The organism is Cohnella phaseoli, assembly GCF_003386235.1.
Taxonomy (GTDB): domain Bacteria; phylum Bacillota; class Bacilli; order Paenibacillales; family Paenibacillaceae; genus Cohnella; species Cohnella phaseoli.
In genome coordinates, this window is sequence record NZ_QRDZ01000010.1 from 151,703 (window position 1) to 170,099 (window position 18,397).

The 18,397-nt window shown below is 52.1% G+C and carries 13 protein-coding genes; 8 read left to right on the forward strand and 5 right to left on the reverse strand.

The genetic code is table 11. The features are described 5' to 3' along the window. Positions 1 to 73 precede the first annotated feature (73 nt). Positions 74 to 1,147, reverse strand: a complete 1,074-nt coding sequence (locus DFP98_RS14630) for a M42 family metallopeptidase (RefSeq protein ID WP_116061350.1) — start codon at positions 1,145 to 1,147, stop codon at positions 74 to 76. Between the two features lie 180 nt (positions 1,148 to 1,327). Between DFP98_RS14630 and DFP98_RS14635 the strand changes: the two genes are divergently transcribed. The 5 genes from DFP98_RS14635 (at position 1,328) to DFP98_RS14655 (ending at position 8,625) form a co-directional block, all read left to right on the forward strand. Continuing rightward, the gene (locus tag DFP98_RS14635) at positions 1,328 to 2,998 is read left to right on the forward strand and encodes a hypothetical protein (protein WP_116061351.1); all 1,671 of its coding nucleotides are present in this window, start codon (positions 1,328 to 1,330) and stop codon (positions 2,996 to 2,998) included. A gap of 14 nt (positions 2,999 to 3,012) precedes the next feature. Beyond that, on the forward strand, positions 3,013 to 5,220 hold the full coding sequence (locus DFP98_RS14640) for a hypothetical protein (protein WP_116061352.1): 2,208 nt from the start codon (positions 3,013 to 3,015) through the stop codon (positions 5,218 to 5,220). Beyond that, the gene (locus DFP98_RS14645; protein WP_116061353.1) at positions 5,217 to 5,978 is read left to right on the forward strand and encodes an SDR family NAD(P)-dependent oxidoreductase; all 762 of its coding nucleotides are present in this window, start codon (positions 5,217 to 5,219) and stop codon (positions 5,976 to 5,978) included. The genes DFP98_RS14640 and DFP98_RS14645 overlap by 4 nt, the downstream gene beginning before the upstream one ends. Positions 5,979 to 6,023: 45 nt before the next feature. Continuing rightward, positions 6,024 to 7,265, forward strand: coding sequence for a multidrug effflux MFS transporter (locus DFP98_RS14650; RefSeq protein WP_116061354.1), 1,242 nt, complete (start codon positions 6,024 to 6,026; stop codon positions 7,263 to 7,265). A 91-nt stretch (positions 7,266 to 7,356) separates the two neighbouring features. Further along, a complete protein-coding gene (locus DFP98_RS14655; protein WP_181917697.1) occupies positions 7,357 to 8,625 on the forward strand; it encodes a stalk domain-containing protein in 1,269 nt (422 codons plus the stop codon). Positions 8,626 to 8,795: 170 nt separating this feature from the next. On the opposite strand, the gene DFP98_RS14660 is transcribed toward DFP98_RS14655, so the two are convergent. The 4 genes from DFP98_RS14660 to DFP98_RS14675 form a co-directional block, all read right to left on the reverse strand. Next, a complete protein-coding gene (locus DFP98_RS14660; RefSeq protein WP_116061356.1) occupies positions 8,796 to 8,987 on the reverse strand; it encodes a hypothetical protein in 192 nt (63 codons plus the stop codon). A gap of 79 nt (positions 8,988 to 9,066) precedes the next feature. Continuing rightward, positions 9,067 to 9,594 carry a DinB family protein gene (locus tag DFP98_RS14665; protein ID WP_116061357.1) on the reverse strand — a complete coding sequence of 176 codons (528 nt, stop codon included), beginning with the start codon at positions 9,592 to 9,594 and terminating at the stop codon, positions 9,067 to 9,069. Positions 9,595 to 9,679: 85 nt separating this feature from the next. Then, positions 9,680 to 9,892, reverse strand: coding sequence for a bacteriocin immunity protein (locus tag DFP98_RS14670; protein WP_116061358.1), 213 nt, complete (start codon positions 9,890 to 9,892; stop codon positions 9,680 to 9,682). A gap of 44 nt (positions 9,893 to 9,936) precedes the next feature. After that, on the reverse strand, positions 9,937 to 10,200 hold the full coding sequence (locus DFP98_RS14675) for an AMP-binding enzyme (protein WP_181917698.1): 264 nt from the start codon (positions 10,198 to 10,200) through the stop codon (positions 9,937 to 9,939). Positions 10,201 to 10,400: 200 nt separating this feature from the next. Here DFP98_RS14675 and DFP98_RS14680 point away from each other — a divergent pair, with 200 nt between their 5' ends. From DFP98_RS14680 to DFP98_RS39060, 3 genes are all read left to right on the forward strand, one after another. After that, positions 10,401 to 11,549 carry a response regulator gene (locus DFP98_RS14680; protein WP_116061360.1) on the forward strand — a complete coding sequence of 383 codons (1,149 nt, stop codon included), beginning with the start codon at positions 10,401 to 10,403 and terminating at the stop codon, positions 11,547 to 11,549. Beyond that, on the forward strand, positions 11,546 to 14,602 hold the full coding sequence (locus tag DFP98_RS14685) for an ATP-binding protein (protein WP_116061361.1): 3,057 nt from the start codon (positions 11,546 to 11,548) through the stop codon (positions 14,600 to 14,602). The genes DFP98_RS14680 and DFP98_RS14685 overlap by 4 nt, the downstream gene beginning before the upstream one ends. 1,651 nt (positions 14,603 to 16,253) lie before the next feature. Beyond that, positions 16,254 to 18,397: Ig-like domain-containing protein (locus DFP98_RS39060; RefSeq protein WP_220377105.1), on the forward strand; the 2,144-nt coding region annotated here is incomplete at its 3' end.

Here is an 18,397-nt window from a genome sequence, read left to right on the forward strand (position 1 = left end):
GAAAAATCGGTAAATGAGAACAAACAGGCCTGCACAAACCGGTAATCCGGAAGGTGCAGGCCTGTTTGCCGTCTCATGCGAAGGAAATGACGGTCTCGTACATCGTTTTGTCCGAAGCTTGGATCAGCTTGAGCAACAGCTCTTTGGCTGCGTCGTAATCATCCGTATGGATCATGGAAGCCGACGTATGGATGTAACGGGCGCATATTCCAAGTACGGCGGTCGGTACGCCGCGGCCGTGCAGTTGAATTTTGCCTCCATCGGTCGCACCCGGCGATATGAAATACTGGTACGGGATCTTATGGGTTTCGGCCAGATCGAGGATGAATTCGGTCAAGGTGCGATTCGGGACGATGGCGCTGTCCAGAATTCGAACGACGGCTCCATTGCCGATACGGCCAAGGGCGTACGGATCTCCGCCGGTATCCCCGGCAGGTCCGGCCTCCAGCGTATAGCATAGATCCGGATCTATCAATGCCGCTGCGGTCTGAGCCCCGCGCATGCCGACTTCCTCTTGAGCAGTCGCCCCGGTATACAAAGTATTCGGCAGCGGAACGGACTTCAGCTCCTGTGCCAGCTCGATGGCCAGGCCTACTCCGAACCGGTTATCCCAAGCTTTGGCCAATATTTTCTTCTCGTTGTGCAGCGGCGTAAATTCGCTCACGGGTACGATGGATAGCCCCGGCCGTACCCCCATACTCATTGCATGGTCGCGGTTGTCCGCGCCAACATCAAGGTGCATGGCGGCGATCTCGACCGGTTTGCTTCGCTGGGCCTCGTCAAGCAGGTGGCGCGGCGTGGACGCGATAACCCCCAGGATGGGACCCCGAGACGTGATGATCTGCATCCGCTGCGCGAGCAACACTTGATTCCACCAACCGCCTAAAGGTTGAAAGCGGATCATCCCGTTGTCGAGAATCGCCGTCACCATGAACCCGACCTCGTCCATATGTCCGCATGCCATAATTCGAGGCCCGGCCGGATCTCCGCGCAGCACCCCGAACACACTGCCTAGCCGATCCTCCACCAGCTCGTCGGTGTGCTTCGCCAATTCCCGTCGTACGAACCTGCGTACCTCGTGCTCGAAGCCCGGTGCTCCCGGAAGCTCGGTTAAGGTCCGAAACATCTGCTTAGTCTCCTGATCCATTCTAATTCCCTCCAATCGCTTGATTACTTTCTCAAATTATCCCGCGCCTGTCGGCCTGTCAATATCGGATGCCGCCAAGCGCAATAATCCTAATAAAAGAACAAGATCGCACGATGTTTAACGGTTCCAACCGCTTTTATACTGGGTTTGACCATGAAACTAAAACGGGAGTTGAGCCTTGTGAGTAGTTCCGCCGTTGGGACGATTCGGGAAATTGTGAGACTGCAGGATGAACGATTAAGTCAATTTCGCAGCATGCGTCTGGAGGCCGAAGCAGCGGGAGAAACGCCTGAGCCGCTTGGGCTCGTCTCCGCTTCTCTCATGCTGCCTTTGTTTGCTAATCCGGAATCAAGCTATTATCGGGACGCATCGCTCTTGCGCGAGCTAGAGGAAGCGCTGGCGCTATTTCTGCAAACCCAGCTGCCGAGCGGCTGTATCTCACTGGTAAACTGCAATATCGATTCGCCGCCGGATACGGCCTTTTCCGTACATCTGGCGGCTTTGCTCTATCAGATCGTCGATCGCTCCGGGATGGACGAGCTGTCAGGGGCGCGAGTGTCGTTGCTTCTCTTTCTTGAGCGGGCGAAGCCCTGCCTTCTGAACGGAGGCATTCATACGCCGAATCATCGCTGGGTGATGGCGGGGGCGTTTGCGAAAATTTATGAAATTTTCGGGGGCGAAGCCTTCCGCGAACGCGCTTTTCAGTTTCTAGACGAAGGTCTCGATATTACGGATTACGGCGAATGGACGGAGCGCAGCAATGCGATCTATAACGGAGCGTGCGCGATCCATCTGTACGATGTCGGACTGATCTTCGGGTACGAGCCGGCGTTTGCAGCGATTCGCTCGAATTTAAATATGATGCAATACATGCTGCACCCGGACGACTCTATCGTTACCGAATATTCCGGGCGCCAAGATTATGGACGGACGATGATGATGGACGATTGGTATTATGCGGTATGTCATCTGATGGCCACGCGAGACCGGAGCCCGCTTTTCGGGGCGATGGCCGGCGTCGCCGCCAAGACTGCGCCTCTCGGCGCGCATGCCTTGATTTTTTGGATGCTGTATCCGGAGCAGATGAATGCTTTGGACCTGTACGAACCGCTCTCGGATGACTACACGATTTTGCTTGGCGAAGAGAACGAGGTTCCGGTACCGAAGAACGTGCCTTATCTCGGCAAGCTTGTGCAGCATCCGCACGGGGCTTCCGTCCTTCGCCATCGGAAGGGCAAAATAAGCGTAACGGCAATGGCGGGGCAACCGGAGCTGCTCCATATTCGATACGGCAAAGCGGTCATGCACGGTTTGAAAATCGGCGCAGGCTGGTTTGGAATCGGGGCGGTAGCTTTCCCTTCGATTAAGAAGGTCGGCGAGCAGACGTACCGGATGGAAGTAGAGCTGGAAGGATGCTACTGGGGTCCGCTTCCCAAGCGCTTGACGGCAGGGACGAACGGCATGTACGTCAAGATGCCCAATCATTTGCGCGAGAAAACGAACGTACAGTTTTTGCCGGTTGCGCTGGAGATCACGATGCTGGAGAACGGCGTCGATGTTCGCGTGCTGTCCGAATCCATACCGAACATTTATTTGCAGACGGTCTGTATGTTTGACGCTAAAGGCGAATTGTCCGGACGTAGCCTGAAGGAAGCCGCGCCCGCCATCGTACAGCTTACGGATGGCGACGCTGTATTCTCAATGGACGAGGATGCCATCCTGATCTCGACAGGGGCTCATGAACACGCGGATGTCTCCATGCGCAACGATCCTATCAACCGTGATGCACTTAACCTGACCGTCAACTGGGTGACGCCGACGGACAAGACGCTCCGCATTCGATTCCGATAAGGGAGGACGGCAGGATGAATCGACAATCGTACCTGAAATACATCAAAGAGGCCGTCCTGGAAGGACGGCGGCAGTACGAGCGGCAGATCGAGAGCTGGAAAGCCTCGTTCGATCCGAATCGTTTCCTGGGTATGTACTCTCCTCCAGGGTTCATTCCGTTGCAAGCGCAGACCGAAGGCTTCCTGTTCCGAGTAACCGGTGAACGCGAATATGGAGAGCAGGCGAAGCGGATGCTGCTGGCTGTAGAGGAGTTCAAGGCGATCCTGCCTGCGGAGGTTGCACAGCGGCATCCCGAATACGCCAAGGGGATTCCTTCCTTCGAGACGATGTTCCAGGGGTCCCATTATATTCAAGGGTACTTATTCCTGAAAGGGTCGGAGCTGCTAAGCGAAGCGGAAACAAGCCGTATTGAGGCATCGATCCGCAGCGCTATTCACGGAATGCTGCATTATCCCGAATGGGGGGCGCACAACCGTTCTATGCTGCGGGTATTTGCGCTGTCTCTGGCTATTGCGGCACTTGGGGATACGGAAGAGACAAGGGAGTGGTCCCAGCTTCGCGATATCCTCGCAGAGGAATCGTATGGTCGTTGGTCGATCGAGGATTCGGAGCTTTACTTGCCGCTATGGTTGATTTCCTGCATGGCTTATGCCGAGCTTACGGGCAAAGAAGCGGACTATTACGCCAAACCGCAGACGAAATATTACTTCGATTTCATCACTCGCGCTATTACTCCTTACGGGCAAATTCCGGATTACGGAGATGCGATGTTTAACAGCCACTGGCTTCTGTGGTTCGTCTGTATGGAGAAGGGGGCGGCGCGATACCGCTGCGGGCAAATGAAATACGCGGCGCAACAGATCCGCGATTACGCCATGAGCCAGCTGGAAGGACCGCAGTCCCTGTTCGTAGCTGCTTATTTCACCTATGCTTATCTGTGGGGAGACGATACGCTGGAGCCGGTGAAGCCGGATTGGAAAAGCGAGCTGCTGCTTGACGACGTGGTCGGCAAAAAGATTGTTTTCCGCGACGGCGCTCAAGAAGATTCCTCCTATTTGCTCCACAATTATCGAGACGAGGGCGATTACGCGTTTACTTCGCGCGAATACTTGCGCCGTACGATCAATGCCCCCGCGGAGAAGGTCCATCACGGGCATGCCGATGAAAATTCGATTTTGATGCTTGTTAAGCAGCAGAACATTTTGCTGCATGACGGCGGATATCGGGACCAGGCTCCTAACGGCAAATACCGGGCGGACATTTATCACAACCGTCTCGTATTTCGAAGCGGACGTCCCGATCCCGAAGGGACCATGTACGACTTTATTCATGACGACGGAACCTATAGACGCGTATCCACGGAGCTGCTGCATTTCCATTCCTTCGGCGGCATCGAGTACAGTAGAACCCGATTATACGATCCATACCGACAGGTGCTGTGGGACCGCTGCATTACGTTTTTGAAGGAGGAAGGGGTGTACATTATCGTCGATTGGACGGTGTCCCGAATCGATCAGTCGCTTAGCACGGTAAATCTGTGGCATCCCGGAACGGTCATCGAGGCGGACCAAGATTACTATGTCGGACAGGTTAGGCATATTTACAGCGCTCCCGACGATCCGAAGCCGTTCGTTAACCGCCGAGAGCTCGGCTTATTGATCGAGTTTCCCGGCAGCAGTCGCCCTAAGGGACATGAACGGATCAGACGCTGTTACGGAGAGAGCGATATGATCTTCGAAGCGGACAGCCGGCAGTTGGAGGCTGGAGGAATGAGCTGCTTCGCGACGGTGCTGACTCCCATTCCGCTTAGTCGGAATGCGAGAGAATTCACCGGAAGAACCATTATTACAGCTCTTTCTCCATCCCATGATCAGCTTGCCTTAACCTATACAGGACTGAACAAGAAGATTGAGCTGACCTATAAATTGGATCTGAATAAAGGCGTTCTCGATGTTCCGGATTACCCTAAATATGATTGGGAGCAGGGCTGCCTTCATTACGGAAGCATCGCGACGGATGCCGATTTCTCGTTTGTATCAACGACGGACTCTTCTACGGGGCGGTATGGATTCGTGAACGGCATCGGAATTCGCTACCGGGATTCGGAGTTGTTTAGGACGCCTGTCATGTCCTCCTATCAATTCCAAACGGATAGCTACAAGGAAGCGAATCATAAGTGGCGAGCATGGCATGGCATATTCCATCCAGGAGGGACACGATGACTAGACTTACGGGAAAAGTAGCGATAGTGACCGGCGCAGGGCGCGGAATCGGCAAGCGGATTGCGATGGATCTGGCGAAAGCGGGAGCAAGCGTTGTCGTGAATTACGCCCACAGCGAGCAAGGAGCTTTGGAGATTGTAGACCAAATAGCGAGCATGAACGGTTCTGCTATCGCAGTCAAAGCGGATATTTCTTCGCTTGAAGGAGTCGATCATCTGGTACGGCAGGCCGTCGACGAATTTGGCCGAATCGATATTCTGGTGAACAATGCGGCTGTCGATCCGACGGAGGATTTCTTTGAAGTTACGGAAGCGTTCTGGGACAGAGTCGTCAATACGAATTTAAAAGGTGCCTTTTTCTGTGCGCAAGCGTGCGCAAGAGAGATGGTCAAATTGGGCAAAGGGAAAATCGTCAATATCAGCTCGGTACACGGGACGCTCACGATGCCTCGCTATGCCGTATACGCCTCGACAAAAGGCGGAATCAACGCCATGACCCGGCAGTTGGCGTTGGACTTGGCAAAGTTTAACATTCAGGTCAACGCGATCGCTCCGGGAGCAACGGAGGTGGAGAAGCTCGCGGACAATCCCCTTCACGACAAGGAACACGTCGGCAGCCTGATTCCGCTCGGCCGTATCGGCTATCCGGAAGATGTCGCGAATGTGGTTGCGTTCCTGACATCGCCGGAGGCGGACTACGTCACGGGACAGATCATCACGGTTGACGGAGGCTCCAGCACCCGATTATTTCTGTACTGATCTTCTTTGCGGCAGATTCGCAGAAGACAAGGAGATTCCGTTGACATGACCACTAAGAACAAACGGCAGGCGTTAAGACAGGCTCTGCTGCTCGGTTTATTTTCGATGCTTGGGCCCTTTACGATCGACATGTATTTGCCGGCATTTCCGGAGATCGTCAAGCAATTCGATACGACGGCGTCGGGGGTGCAGCTTAGCCTGACCGCCTGCTTGCTAGGGCTCGGCATCGGCCAGCTTGTGATGGGCCCGCTGAGCGACGTTCACGGCAGACGCCGTCCGCTGCTCGTCTCCATGACTTTATATGTGGCTGCTTCGTTGGGCTGCGCGCTCTCGCCCCATATCGGGCTGTTGATCGCCTGCCGGTTCGTGCAGGGCTTCGCCGCCTCGGCGGGCATCGTGATATCCCGCGCGATCACGCGCGATCTGTACCACGGTCATGAGCTCACCCGGTTTTTCTCGTTGCTGCTGCTCGTAGGGAATTTGGGACCGCTCGCGGCGCCGGTCGCAGGCAGCGGGGTTCTTTCCTTCTCCTCTTGGATCGGCGTATTCGTTGTGCTCTCGCTGCTCGGTACCTACCTGTGGACGGTGACCAAGTGGCGCCTGCAGGAGACGCTCCCCGTCGAGAGGCGCAGCCCCGCCAATATCAGGCTGCAGTTGCGGAACTATGGAGTGCTCTTGCGGGATCGCCACTTTGTCGGCTACATGCTGACACAGGGCATTATGATCGCGGGGATTTTCGCTTATGTTTCGGGTACGCCTTTTATTTATCAAAATATATACGGGGCTTCGCCGACCGTGTTTGCGCTGTTATTCGGCTCGAACGGCATCAGCCTCATGATCGGCTCCCAGATCGTCGGGCGGGCGGCGCATCGCGTGCCCGAACGCGTATTTCTGTTGTTCGGCCTCTGTCTTGCCCTTGCGTCAAGCGTCGTCGTTCTCGCGGTTGCTTTGTTCCACGGCCCGCTTATGGCCTTGGTAATTCCGCTGTTTTTATTTGTAGCATCTATTGGCATGACGTCTACGGCGGCGTTCCCGCTGGCGATGGAGAGCCAGGCGCATGTGGCGGGCAGCGCTGCGGCGCTGCTTGGCGTCATTCAGTTCCTGCTCGGAGCGGTCGTCTCCCCGCTCGTCGGCATCGCGGGCGAAAACACGGCTGTACCGCTGGGAGTCATTATCCTTTCGACGAGCATCGCAGCGATGCTCGCCTACTTCCTGCTTGTTAGAAAAAGCTCCCGTGCCGAGCCGAAAGCAACAGCGTACAAGGAACATAAAACTGCGGATTGTTGATTGGAGTCTGGAATTAAGCGCCGACCGGGATACGAAACTTTTCCGGGAGTGATCCGTCTATCCATATATGGGTTCTGAGGAGGGCAACCGGTTGCTTAAAAGATGGATAATTGTAACGTGTGTCATGCTGATGCTGATTCCCGCATGGACTGACGCTCCCGGCGTACAGGCGGCGTCCAAGCTATTATACGACGGCTCCAGCAATTCAGAGCAGCAGAAAGCGCTGGCGTCCGTGAACGAGCTCCGTCGACAAATGGGGCTGAACGAGGTGAAGCTGGACTCCGCTCTAACCAAGGCTGCGATTAATCATGCCCGCTATGCCAATGCCTACTACACGTTAAAGTCCACGGGGAACCTCTCCGCCGAAGAGAAGGGGAGGAAGTTCTACACCCAGCCTACGGCCGAAGAGCGAGCGGCTGCAGCCGGATACAGCGGGGCAGGGGATATTCTGGAGACCGTATATATGAAAGAGCGGGCTTACGATGAATTCGATATGGCTAGTGAAATTTATGAGCTATCCCTCGATCATGAACGCAGAGAAGTGATGTTAACCCCAAGGGTCTCTGCGATTGGCATTGCGAGAGTAGGGAAGGCTACCGTGATCGTGGGCGCTGCGAATGTAGAAGACGTCATGACTGCGCCGGTAACCGTAAGCGTATATCCTTATGACGGGATGAAGAAGACATGGGCAGGCTACTTTGGAATGGGAGATCCGCAGAATCTGTATCAAGGCATGGGCACGACGCTTACGATCTTCAGCAGCCGACGGGATGTATCCGACATCAAGGCGTCCCTAAGTACCTTGGCAGGCAACCGCCACATCCGCATTCCACTTATCGTGGAGAAGCTGGGATCTGGTTATGGGTATGTACTGACCGCGCAGCGGCAGCTGCGAGGGGATCGGGAGTATACGGCAGAGGTGTCTTTCCAGTCCGGTGGTCAATCGATGGTGAAGAAGTGGAGCTTCCGCACTAGCAATTTCCAGTATCAGCTAAACTTTGACGATATGCCGCTGATGCATGCACCGCCTCTGTATATCGCGAATGGCAGTTCCGAGGTGCCGATGCGTTATTTGTTTGAGCTTTTTGGAGCTAGGGTGGAATGGAACAAGTCAACCCGCACCATCACCGCTGTAAAGAACGAATTGTCTCTGAAAATGACGATTGACAGCCACACCGCATACTTGAATGGCCAGGCTGTGCCCTTGGATAGTCCGCCGCATCTCTATGTATATACAACCTATGTGCCGCTCCGTTTCATATCGGAAGCGTTCGGCTATGAGGTGGAATACCATCCCGCTGACCAATCTATAGACATTTGGACTGAGCTGGTAGACAACCCGAAGGTGGATTCTGAATAAAGGTAATTCGACCATAAGAGAGATTTTTCTTGCGAAAGGGGCGGGCTATCCCAAAGTGTTCGTGCAACTCAGCGACATTCCCATTAAATACGCGAAAGGATCGCAATTTCTCCTAAAAGTGAAGAGTGCGGTCCTTTTTCGCGGAGAAGATTTTACATATTGTGGTTTTTCTATTCTTCTAAAATTAATTTAAATACATGTTCTTCATGAAAAGCTCTTTCAACTTCTCCCGTTGGAATAAATCCGATTCTTTTATATGCTTTAATTGCAGCATAGTTATCATGAATGTAAACCTGACATACGGCAAGAAAGAAAGCATTCGACCCTACCCATCTTTCAAAAGCTTTCTGCCAAATAAACATTCATTTTCTATCTCCCTTGAACGTCTAATCATTCCTGGTCTTGCACATAACGTTGGGATAATGCCGAATGCCCGACACGCTATACATTCAATCTCTTTCTAATCATTCTGATTTGACCTCTATGATTGATCTCATCTTCAAATACATGAAACCACATAAAATAATGGTTAGCTTGATTGTTCCACCAAAAATCCTCTTCTACATTTAACCAATCATCATTAACTGATTTGAAATATTCAAGTGTTCTATTCCTTACTTCATCTAGTTTTTTGAGATAATACTCTAAATCATTTCCCTTTATTCTCTCTTGTCCTTCTTTCCCTAAATCAAGTGCAGGTCTCCAAATTGATATTTCTTCATCATTCAATTTTCGTTTTTCAAAAGTTAAAACCTGATAGGCATATTCCACAGCTGCAAAATGTAATAATAAAGCTCCGATCGAATTGCTTTGAGAATCCAGCAAAAAATCAAGTTGATCTTGCGTTAGATTCTTCACCGCATCTAATGTTGTAAATCTAGCATAATTCATCATGGATACTAACCGACTGATTTGCGGTGTATAGCCGGGAATATCGGTTATTAGTAAAATGTTTTCCATGTTTAGCATTTACTGTTCCTCCAAGTTTTTAAAGCCTCATTCAAGCAAGCTCCTGTATTATCGTTTCTCGTTAATTCAATGTTTTGCTCAATGTTTATAGCTGAATCGGCTTATAACTTAGTGCTTGTTCAACGACTTGCTCTGCTGTCAGTTCGTTTTCATTCCAGTAAATTAAATCACTCACTTCAGGATGTGGAACGCTATATTTTAGAAGTTCAAGCATATGATCGATTTCTTCTTCACTGCCTTCAACGTTCATAATTTTCCTTACCAACTCTATCAATTCCTCTTTACCTAGCGCCTTCATTACTGTCACCTCTCCTCTAAACGATTAAAAGTACTTCTGCGTAATCACTGCGTTAACCTGCCGCGCAACCGCTTTTTGTCTACTTTATCCACGGTCGTTCGGGGCAAAGCCTCGAGAATGAACAGACGGGTCGGCCATTTGTACCGGGAGAGATGAGGCTCGCAAAAAGCCCGCAACCGTGTTAGGTCCAAACGGCCGCCGTCCTGTAACACTACGAAAGCGACGAGCGCCTCGCCTTCTTCTTGAAGAGGAACGCCGAGTACGGCCACTTCGCTTACCGCCTCATGGGTCGCGATGACCTGCTCCACCTCGGCAAAGCCCCCTTTAAAAATTTCCTCATAGCTATTAATTGTGGTAAAACATGAAGCAGATATAATAAAGTTACGATGTACCAAAACTATCAACGGCTAATATCTATATAAGAAGCCGGCAAAGCCATCCCTTTCGGAATGTAATGGGCTTTCTTTTCACTGGTTCAACTTATAAGCTGCCAAGGAGACAAAAGCCGATGATTCGTGTCATGCTGATCGACGATGAAGAAGATGCGCTGGATTTGTTGGAAATTTTGCTTGGTCAAATCGGGAACGTTGAGATAGCGGGAAGGTATATTAATCCGATTCAAGCGTTAGAAGAGCTGGGCCGTAGAGCGCCAGACGCGGTGTTCCTGGATATCGAGATGCCGGGGCTGAAGGGTACGGAGGCGGCGCGGCAAATAAGAAAGATCTCTCCTCAGATGCCGATCATCTTTACAACGGCTTATGTGGAATATGCGGTTGAAGCGTTCGAAATTCAATCGACCGACTACCTGCTGAAGCCGTTTACGAAGGAGCGGCTGCAGAACACGATGGCGCGCATTCCACATTCGTTGCTCAAGCCTGCGGCCCCATTACCTCCGAGCGCAAGCTTTGTCCCGACCGTTCTTTGTTTGGGGGGCTTCCATATTAAATGGCCCGGCGTAATGAGCAAAACGCTGACATGGAAAACGAAAAAGGAAAGGGAGCTGTGCGCGCTCCTGATTCATTACGAAGGCAGGCCGGTAAATGCCGCAACGATTATCGAGGCGCTGTGGCCGGGTCATGATGTGAACAAGGCCAAGACGTATTTGTATACTTGCCTGTCCTATCTGCGAAAAAGCTTGGTAGAGGGAGGGATCCCGATCCGGATTCGGAAAGCCGATCAAGGCTTTGCCGTAGAATTGGACGAGCTTGCGGTTGACATATCCGAATTCGAGCGGCTGCTGGGCAAGGTTCTGGTTGAAGGCAGGATGGACGACTCTCTTTACGATCAGTTGAAAGGATTGTACAAGGGTGAATATATGGAAGGGTGCGATTTCGGCTGGGCCACCTCCAGACAACTGGAGCTCAAATCTTTGTATATTCGGGCGCTACGCCAAGGGTATGCGTATTTTCGAGGCCGGAGCAGGACGGCGCTTGCTATCGACAGTTTGCAGAAGCTGATATCGCTAGCGCCGGATTCCGAGCTTGACGGGCGCGAGTTGATCCGTCTCCATCTGGAGCTGGGGAATCGCAATGAAGCTTATCGCGTCTGTCTGCAGCTAGAGCACGCGGTTCGCGTTCAATTAGGCGCGGAGCTGGAGGAAGAAACGCAGCGGCTGTTCCGGCAAACGAGGGAGAAGACGGAGCGGTCCTCCCTATGAGTCGGAAAATAGCGGCGTTGTTTATCACGATAGCTTTGTTGTTCGCAACCTACGGGTTACTGTTGACTTACTCCTCTCATCTCAAGAAACCTATGCCTGTTGCCGACAACGGAGTTATCGATTTGACCGGGTGGAAATTCCATGAAGAAGGCGTTGTTCGGCTGGACGGGCAATGGGAGTTTTATCCCCGGCGGCTGCTCTCCCGACAGAATTCCTCGGCAACCGGCACCGCAGAGAAAGCGGCTCCCGAGATGATTCAGGTTCCCGGGTCGTGGTCCAAACAAATGGAGACGCTTGGCATGGCGACCTACAGACTGGAGCTCCTGATCGACGATGCAAGCGAAGTGTACGGCTTAAAGACGGCTGCGATTCTCATCTCCAACCGACTTATCGTGAATGGCCAGGTCGTGGGCTCCAGCGGCAATCCGGACGAGAAGGAGCATTATCAAGCGCTTAACAAGCCGTACGTCAGCTACTTCACGCTGAAGCCGGGCCGGAACGAAATTCTTATCGAAGTGGCCAACTATGAATTTCGGGTGAACAGCGGAATCGGCGAATCGCTTCACTTCGGCAAGGTGGAGCAAATCGCCAAGCTGCGCGACCGGGCGACAGCCCATGACTGGGTCGCATTAACCGCTTTTCTAATTATGGGGCTGTATTTTCTTGGGTTGTTCTCCCAGCGCAGAAATGACCACTCTCTGGTTGTCTTCGGCTTTGTCTGCGTATTTATCGCGGCGTTTACAAGCGTCAGCGGCGAGAGAGTACTGTTCGATGCGTTCGGCGCGTTTCCATTCTGGCTTTATTTTCGCATTCAGATGATATTGACGGTTGGCGTAGGCGCGGGATTCTTCCTGTACGTATATACCGCTTTCCGGCCATATACCTTCAAATGGCTCACGCAAGGCGGCCTGATCGCGGGTGCTGTCTTGATCTTGCTGCATTTCGGTTTCGCCTCCCAGATCACGACGGGGCCGTTTCGTCTGCTGACATCGCTATATGTGACGTTTGCGCTTCTGTACGCTACGTACGTGTTTGTCTACGCGGTGTTGCACAAAGTGACCGGCAGCTGGTATTTGGCCGTGGCGGCTCTGGCTTTGAATGCACTGGTGCTGAACCAGAATATGAACGTGTATTTCGGCGTGCCGATCTATTCGCTGGCGCCGGTCGAGCCTTTTCTCGTATTGCTGATGCTGGCGCTTCTGATGTCCCTCCGGTTTTCGAACGCATTCAAGAAAATCGAGGAGCTATCCGGGAAATTGCTGCAAGCGGACAAGCTGAAGGACGACTTTCTGGCCCGCACCTCTCATGAATTCAAGACGCCCCTGCACGGCGTAATGAATATCTCCCAGTCCCTGCTGGACGATGTCGCGAATCCGCCAACGGCCGGGCAACAGGAGAAGCTGCAGCTCGTGACCGACATTATGAGGAAGCTGTCGCAGCTGGTCTACGACATTCTGGACTTGTCCAAGCTGAAGCAGGGCGAGCTCAGAGTCGAGCCGGGCCCGATCGACGTTCGCGCGGTTGCGGAGATTCAAGTGCGCTTCTATTCTTACCTGTGTACAGAAAAAGAAATTCGACTGATCAACGAGGTGCCTGCGGGGCTGTCTTATGCGTATGCCGATGAAATTCGGCTGGGTCAGATCATCGGGAATTTGCTGGACAATGCCATCAAGCATACGGATAATGGCACGATTGCCATTGACGGGAAAGAACGCGGAGGCATGCTCGAAATCAAGGTGCGGGACACCGGTGTGGGAATCGAACCGGAGGATTTGTCGCATATTTTTGAGCCGTTCAAATCGACGGAGGGAGCGCGGCAGGGAAGCTTCGGACTGGGGCTGTCGATTGCGAAGCAACTGGTTGAACTGCAAGGAGGTACGCTATCGGTAAGTTCCACACCTGGGTCCGGTACCTGCTTTACGTTCACGCTTCCCGTTGCCGAAGAACGGCGAGAAGCGTCTCTGTCCTTGTCCTATTCGACGGCGTCTTCAGCCGTGTCCAAGAAAAATGAATATTCCTTTGCAACGCCATATGTGACGAATGCCGATGGCAAACGTACGGTGTTGATCGTCGACGACCAGTATGTAAATCTGAAGGTTTTATTGGATGCGCTGCAGAAGCTGGATTATCGCGTCATCGCGGTTAAAAACGGATATGAGGCGTTAGAGCAGATCGACCAATCGGGCAGAATCGATCTCGTCATTCTGGATTTGATGATGCCGGGAATGTCGGGATACGAGGTGTGCCAGGAGATCCGCAGACGCTATTCGCTGCTGGAGCTTCCCGTTCTGATGGTCACCGCAGCTATTCAACCTCAGGATAAGGTAGCGGCATTCCAGGCGGGTGCCAACGATTATTTGCCGAAACCTTTTGACCTGGAGGAGCTGAAGGCCAGAATCGGCAGCTTGCTCGCCATGAAGGAGTCGTTGGCCCGAGCCGTTCATATGGAGGTGGCGTTCCTGCAATCGCAGATCAAGCCTCATTTTTTGTACAATGTGTTGAACAGCATTGTTGCATCCAGCTATACGGACGCAGAGCGCGCGCGGAAGATGATTACGGCGCTCGCGGAATACTTGCGGGGAAGCTTCCGCTTCAGCAACGCGGAGGATCGTGTCGGGTTCGCGGAGGAGTTCAGTCTGATCCAAACGTATGTGGAGATTGAACGGGCCCGATTCAGGGATCGCATTCGTTTCGAATACGAGATCGAAGAGACGGCTTATAGCCTGCGAATCCCGCCGCTGCTGCTACAGCCGCTTGTGGAAAACGCCATTCGTCATGGCGTCGGCGATCGCATCGAGGGCGGAACTGTGAGGATGACGGTAGTAAAGTCGGACGAGCAGTGGACTTTCGTCGTATCCGACGACGGCGTCGGGATTCCGCCAGAGCGCTTGAGGACGCTGCTTGAACGAACCGACGGAGCGGAACAGCAAGGCGTCGGCTTGCAGAATATCAACAAACGATTGAAATACGAATACGGAACTTCGCTGGAGATTGCGAGCGAGCCGGGCTGCGGGACCGAAGTCTCCATTCGCATTCCGGTCTCCCGGCTCTGACTCATCTTGCCTCACGAAGGGGCTGTCTGTCCCATAAGCGCTACAAGTTGCTGTGAAAGATAATCGATACGAAATGTAAAAAGGGTATGTACCTCCTTCCGATGCTATACGCTCCCGAAATCTGAATGGGGAAACCCGTGACAAGGTGATTTCAGGAGCGTATGAGGCATCTACAGGAGGTACATACCCCTTCTTTTTTATCGATCATCTTAAGCTGCTTGGCTTATGGGACAGTCTCTTTTGCTTATGTGGCGAAACGTGTCGGTTTTTAAGGTTTTTTTAAGGTGCGATCGGATATGCTGGGTGAAAAATGCGGGACATAGGATATACGACTACGACCACGAAAGGAAGATGACAAATGATCCCGGGAATGAGAAGAAGCATAACTCACGATAGCATCCGAAAAACCATTCATCTCTTGCTCGCCTTTGCGCTAACGATGCCTTTGTTATTTCAAGGAGGCAGTATGGCCTCGGCGTCGGTAGGAGGTTTTACTTTTGTAGATGGCAACCTAGCAACCGGGGTGAATGTGAACACCAACAGAGCAGCCTATGATCCTACCATAGTCGCATTTAATAATGAGATCTATGCAGCATGGCAGGAAACGAATGAGGTTGGCGGAAAAGCCGTTAATCAAATTCACGCGAGGAAGTATAATGGCTCTATTTGGACGAATATCAGCGGACCGAACGGCATCAACGTAGATCCCTCGAAGATGGCAGGTCATCCTACTCTTGCCGTATTCAATGGGTCTGTTTATGCTGCTTGGTTAGAGCTGAGTACCTATGAAAATAAAGGCTCGGATAAAATCCGCATCAGTAGATATACCAACTCAGGCTCAGTCTGGGAGGATGTCACTGGAAATGTAGCCGGATTAAACGTAGATCCCGCTGAACCGGCATTTGCTCCTAGTCTAGCGGTTTTTGGCGATGCTCTATATGCGTCATGGTCTGAAAAAGGAAAAATTCGCATTAAGAAGTATGGTGGAAATAATTGGACGAGTGTGGAGGAGGAAGGGGCAACAGGGCTGAACGTCAATGGTGCAGCTTCTTACCCTAGCATGATTGCCTCTAATGACGCTTTGTATGTGATGTGGGCTGAATCGAGTTCAGATCCGGGTGCTCTTAACCTTCGAGGCAAGAAGTATGATGGAGACAGTTGGACGAGCCTAGACAATGGAGTCCCAGGCGGTTTGAATATCAATCCTTTGAAGCAAGCAGTTGTGCCTTCATTAGCTATGTATAACGGAAAACTATATGTGGCATGGGAGGAAAATATTGGTTATTTGGATTACCAAATTCGAGTGAAGAGGTATGACGGTCCCGGTTGGACAAGCGTTGACGGTGACGGCCCTTATGGATTAAACAGAGATGTTGGACTCAGAGCGGCCGAAGTAGAATTAGTTGTATTCAACAATCTTTTATATGCGGTATGGCACGAAGTGAAAGCATCGACAGTGGTTCAACATATTCGAGTTAAAAAATACGATGGGACAAAGTGGACAAGCGCTGACGGAGACGGACCTAACGGTCTGAACAAAAATCCTGTAGTTGCTGCACAATTTCCAGATGTAGCAGTGCTAAACAACCAATTGTTCGTAGCCTGGCAAGAGAAAAATGGGACTACAAATCAAATAAGAGTGGCGAAACAGTTGCCGCCTGCAATTATTAGCGTAACCTTCACTCATCCTTCCATAGGCATTTTCCAAGGAGGATCCGATCGGCTTGTTGCAAATGTGACGACCGAAGGAGGCGCAGCGAATACGGTAACGTGGACGAGCAGCGACGTTACAGATAAAGTGAAGGTGGACCAGACAGGAACAATAACCGTTGCGACCGATGCCACGCCGGGACAATATGAGATCAGAGCAACTTCGACGGTAGATAGCAGTAAGTTCGCAATTGCCACGGTTAGGGTTGTTGCTCCTTCCATTAATAGCGTAATAGTGAACCCGAGTGTAACAAGTGTAGTTCAAGGAGGAGAAATACAGCTTAGTACCTTCATCAGTGAAAATGGAGGAGCACCAAAGACGGTAACATGGACAAGCAACGACGTTAACAACAAGGTAACGGTAGACTCCAAAGGAAAAGTTGTCGTTGCTGGGGATGCCGCTCCGGGACCCTATACGATCACGGCAACGTCAACGTATGATAATAGTAAAAAGGGTACCTCTAAGATTACGGTTACGGCGGTGCCGCCTGCCATTAACAGCGTAACCGTCAGCCCGCTTACGGCAAGCGTGGAGCAAGGAGGAAGCGAACAATTTACGGCGACAGTAGCTGCGGTTGGGGGAGCGGCGAAGACGGTCGAATGGACAAGCAATGACAGCAAGGTAGCGGTGAGCAGCACAGGGGAAGTAACCGTGACAGAGGATGCTGTTCCGGGGCAGTATACGATTACGGCAACTTCGACGGTAGACAGCAGTAAATATGGAACGGCCGCTATTACGGTTACTGCGGTACCGCCGAGAGTTAACGGCGTAACCGTCACTCCAGCCAGTGTGAACCTGGTTAGAGGAGGAGTGAAGCAGCTCGAAGTCCAGGTAAATGCCGTGGGCGGAGCGGATAAGGCGGTCACATGGTCAACGAGCGACGCAGACGTAGCGGTGGACGGCACAGGGAAAGTAACCGTGGCGGCGGATGCGGATTTGGGCAATTATACGATCACGGCCACCTCGAACTTTGATAGTACCAAGACAGGAACAGCTACAATCACAGTCGTCGAAGCGCCGGCAATTACCAGCGTTACCGTCAGTCCAAGCGCAGAGAACGTAGTGCAAGGAAATCACGTGCAACTGGGAGTCACTGTAGTTGCCGTTGGAGGCGCAGATGAGACGGTAACGTGGACAAGCAGCGATCCTGCAAAAGTTGCGGTAGACAACACAGGCAAGGTAACGGTTGCCGCGGACGCAACGCCGAAGGATTATACGATCACCGCTGCTTCGAATTTTGATGGCAGCAAGACGGGAACAGCCGTCATTACGGTTACTCAAGCGCCGGAAATTAGGAGTGTTATCGTTAGTCCAAGTACGGAAACTGTCATGCAAGGAACAAGCAAGCAATTGACTGTCGCGGTTGATGCGGCCGGAGGCGCGGATGAGACGGTAACGTGGACAAGCAGCGATCCTGCAAAAGTTGCAGTAGACAACACGGGCAAAGTAACGGTTGCAGCGGACGCAACGCCGAAGAATTATACGATTACCGCTACTTCGAATTTTGATGGCAGCAAGACGGGAGAAGCCGTCATTACAGTTACCGAAGCTCCGGCGATTAGAAGCGTCATCGTCACCCCGAGCAGCAAAAATATTGTGCGAGGCGGAGAGACGCAACTTACTGTTCAGGTAGATGCAGCAGGCGGAGCAGATGAGACAGTCACATGGTCAACTAGCGACGGAGACGTAGCGGTGGACGGCACAGGCAAAGTAACCGTTGCGGCGGGGACGGATTTGGACAATTATACGATTACGGCCACCTCGGTTTACGATAGCACTAAATTCGGAACAGCTACGATCACGGTCGTCCAAACGCCGGCAATTACCAGCGTTACCGTCAATCCAAGCTCGGAGAATGTGGTGCAAGGAAATCGCGTACAACTGGGTGTCACTGTTGTTTCCGTTGGAGACGCAGATGAGACGGTAACGTGGACAAGCAGCGACCCTACAAAAGTTACAGTGAGCAGCACGGGCGAGGTAACGGTTGCAGCGGACGCAACGCCGAAGAATTATACGATTACCGCTACTTCGAATTTTGATGGCAGCAAGACGGGAGAAGCCGTCATTACAGTTACCGAAGCTCC

Bases quoted from the DNA above. Each gene is read 5' to 3' on its own strand.
- DFP98_RS14630 (WP_116061350.1), bottom strand. From the start codon at position 1,147: ATGGATCAGGAGACTAAGCAGATGTTTCGGACCTTAACCGAGCTTCCG.
- DFP98_RS14640 (WP_116061352.1), top strand. From the start codon at position 3,013: ATGAATCGACAATCGTACCTGAAATACATCAAAGAGGCCGTCCTGGAA.
- DFP98_RS14645 (WP_116061353.1), top strand. From the start codon at position 5,217: ATGACTAGACTTACGGGAAAAGTAGCGATAGTGACCGGCGCAGGGCGC.
- DFP98_RS14650 (WP_116061354.1), top strand. From the start codon at position 6,024: ATGACCACTAAGAACAAACGGCAGGCGTTAAGACAGGCTCTGCTGCTC.
- DFP98_RS14660 (WP_116061356.1), bottom strand. From the start codon at position 8,987: ATGTTTATTTGGCAGAAAGCTTTTGAAAGATGGGTAGGGTCGAATGCT.
- DFP98_RS14665 (WP_116061357.1), bottom strand. From the start codon at position 9,594: ATGCTAAACATGGAAAACATTTTACTAATAACCGATATTCCCGGCTAT.
- DFP98_RS14670 (WP_116061358.1), bottom strand. From the start codon at position 9,892: ATGAAGGCGCTAGGTAAAGAGGAATTGATAGAGTTGGTAAGGAAAATT.
- DFP98_RS14680 (WP_116061360.1), top strand. From the start codon at position 10,401: ATGATTCGTGTCATGCTGATCGACGATGAAGAAGATGCGCTGGATTTG.
- DFP98_RS14685 (WP_116061361.1), top strand. From the start codon at position 11,546: ATGAGTCGGAAAATAGCGGCGTTGTTTATCACGATAGCTTTGTTGTTC.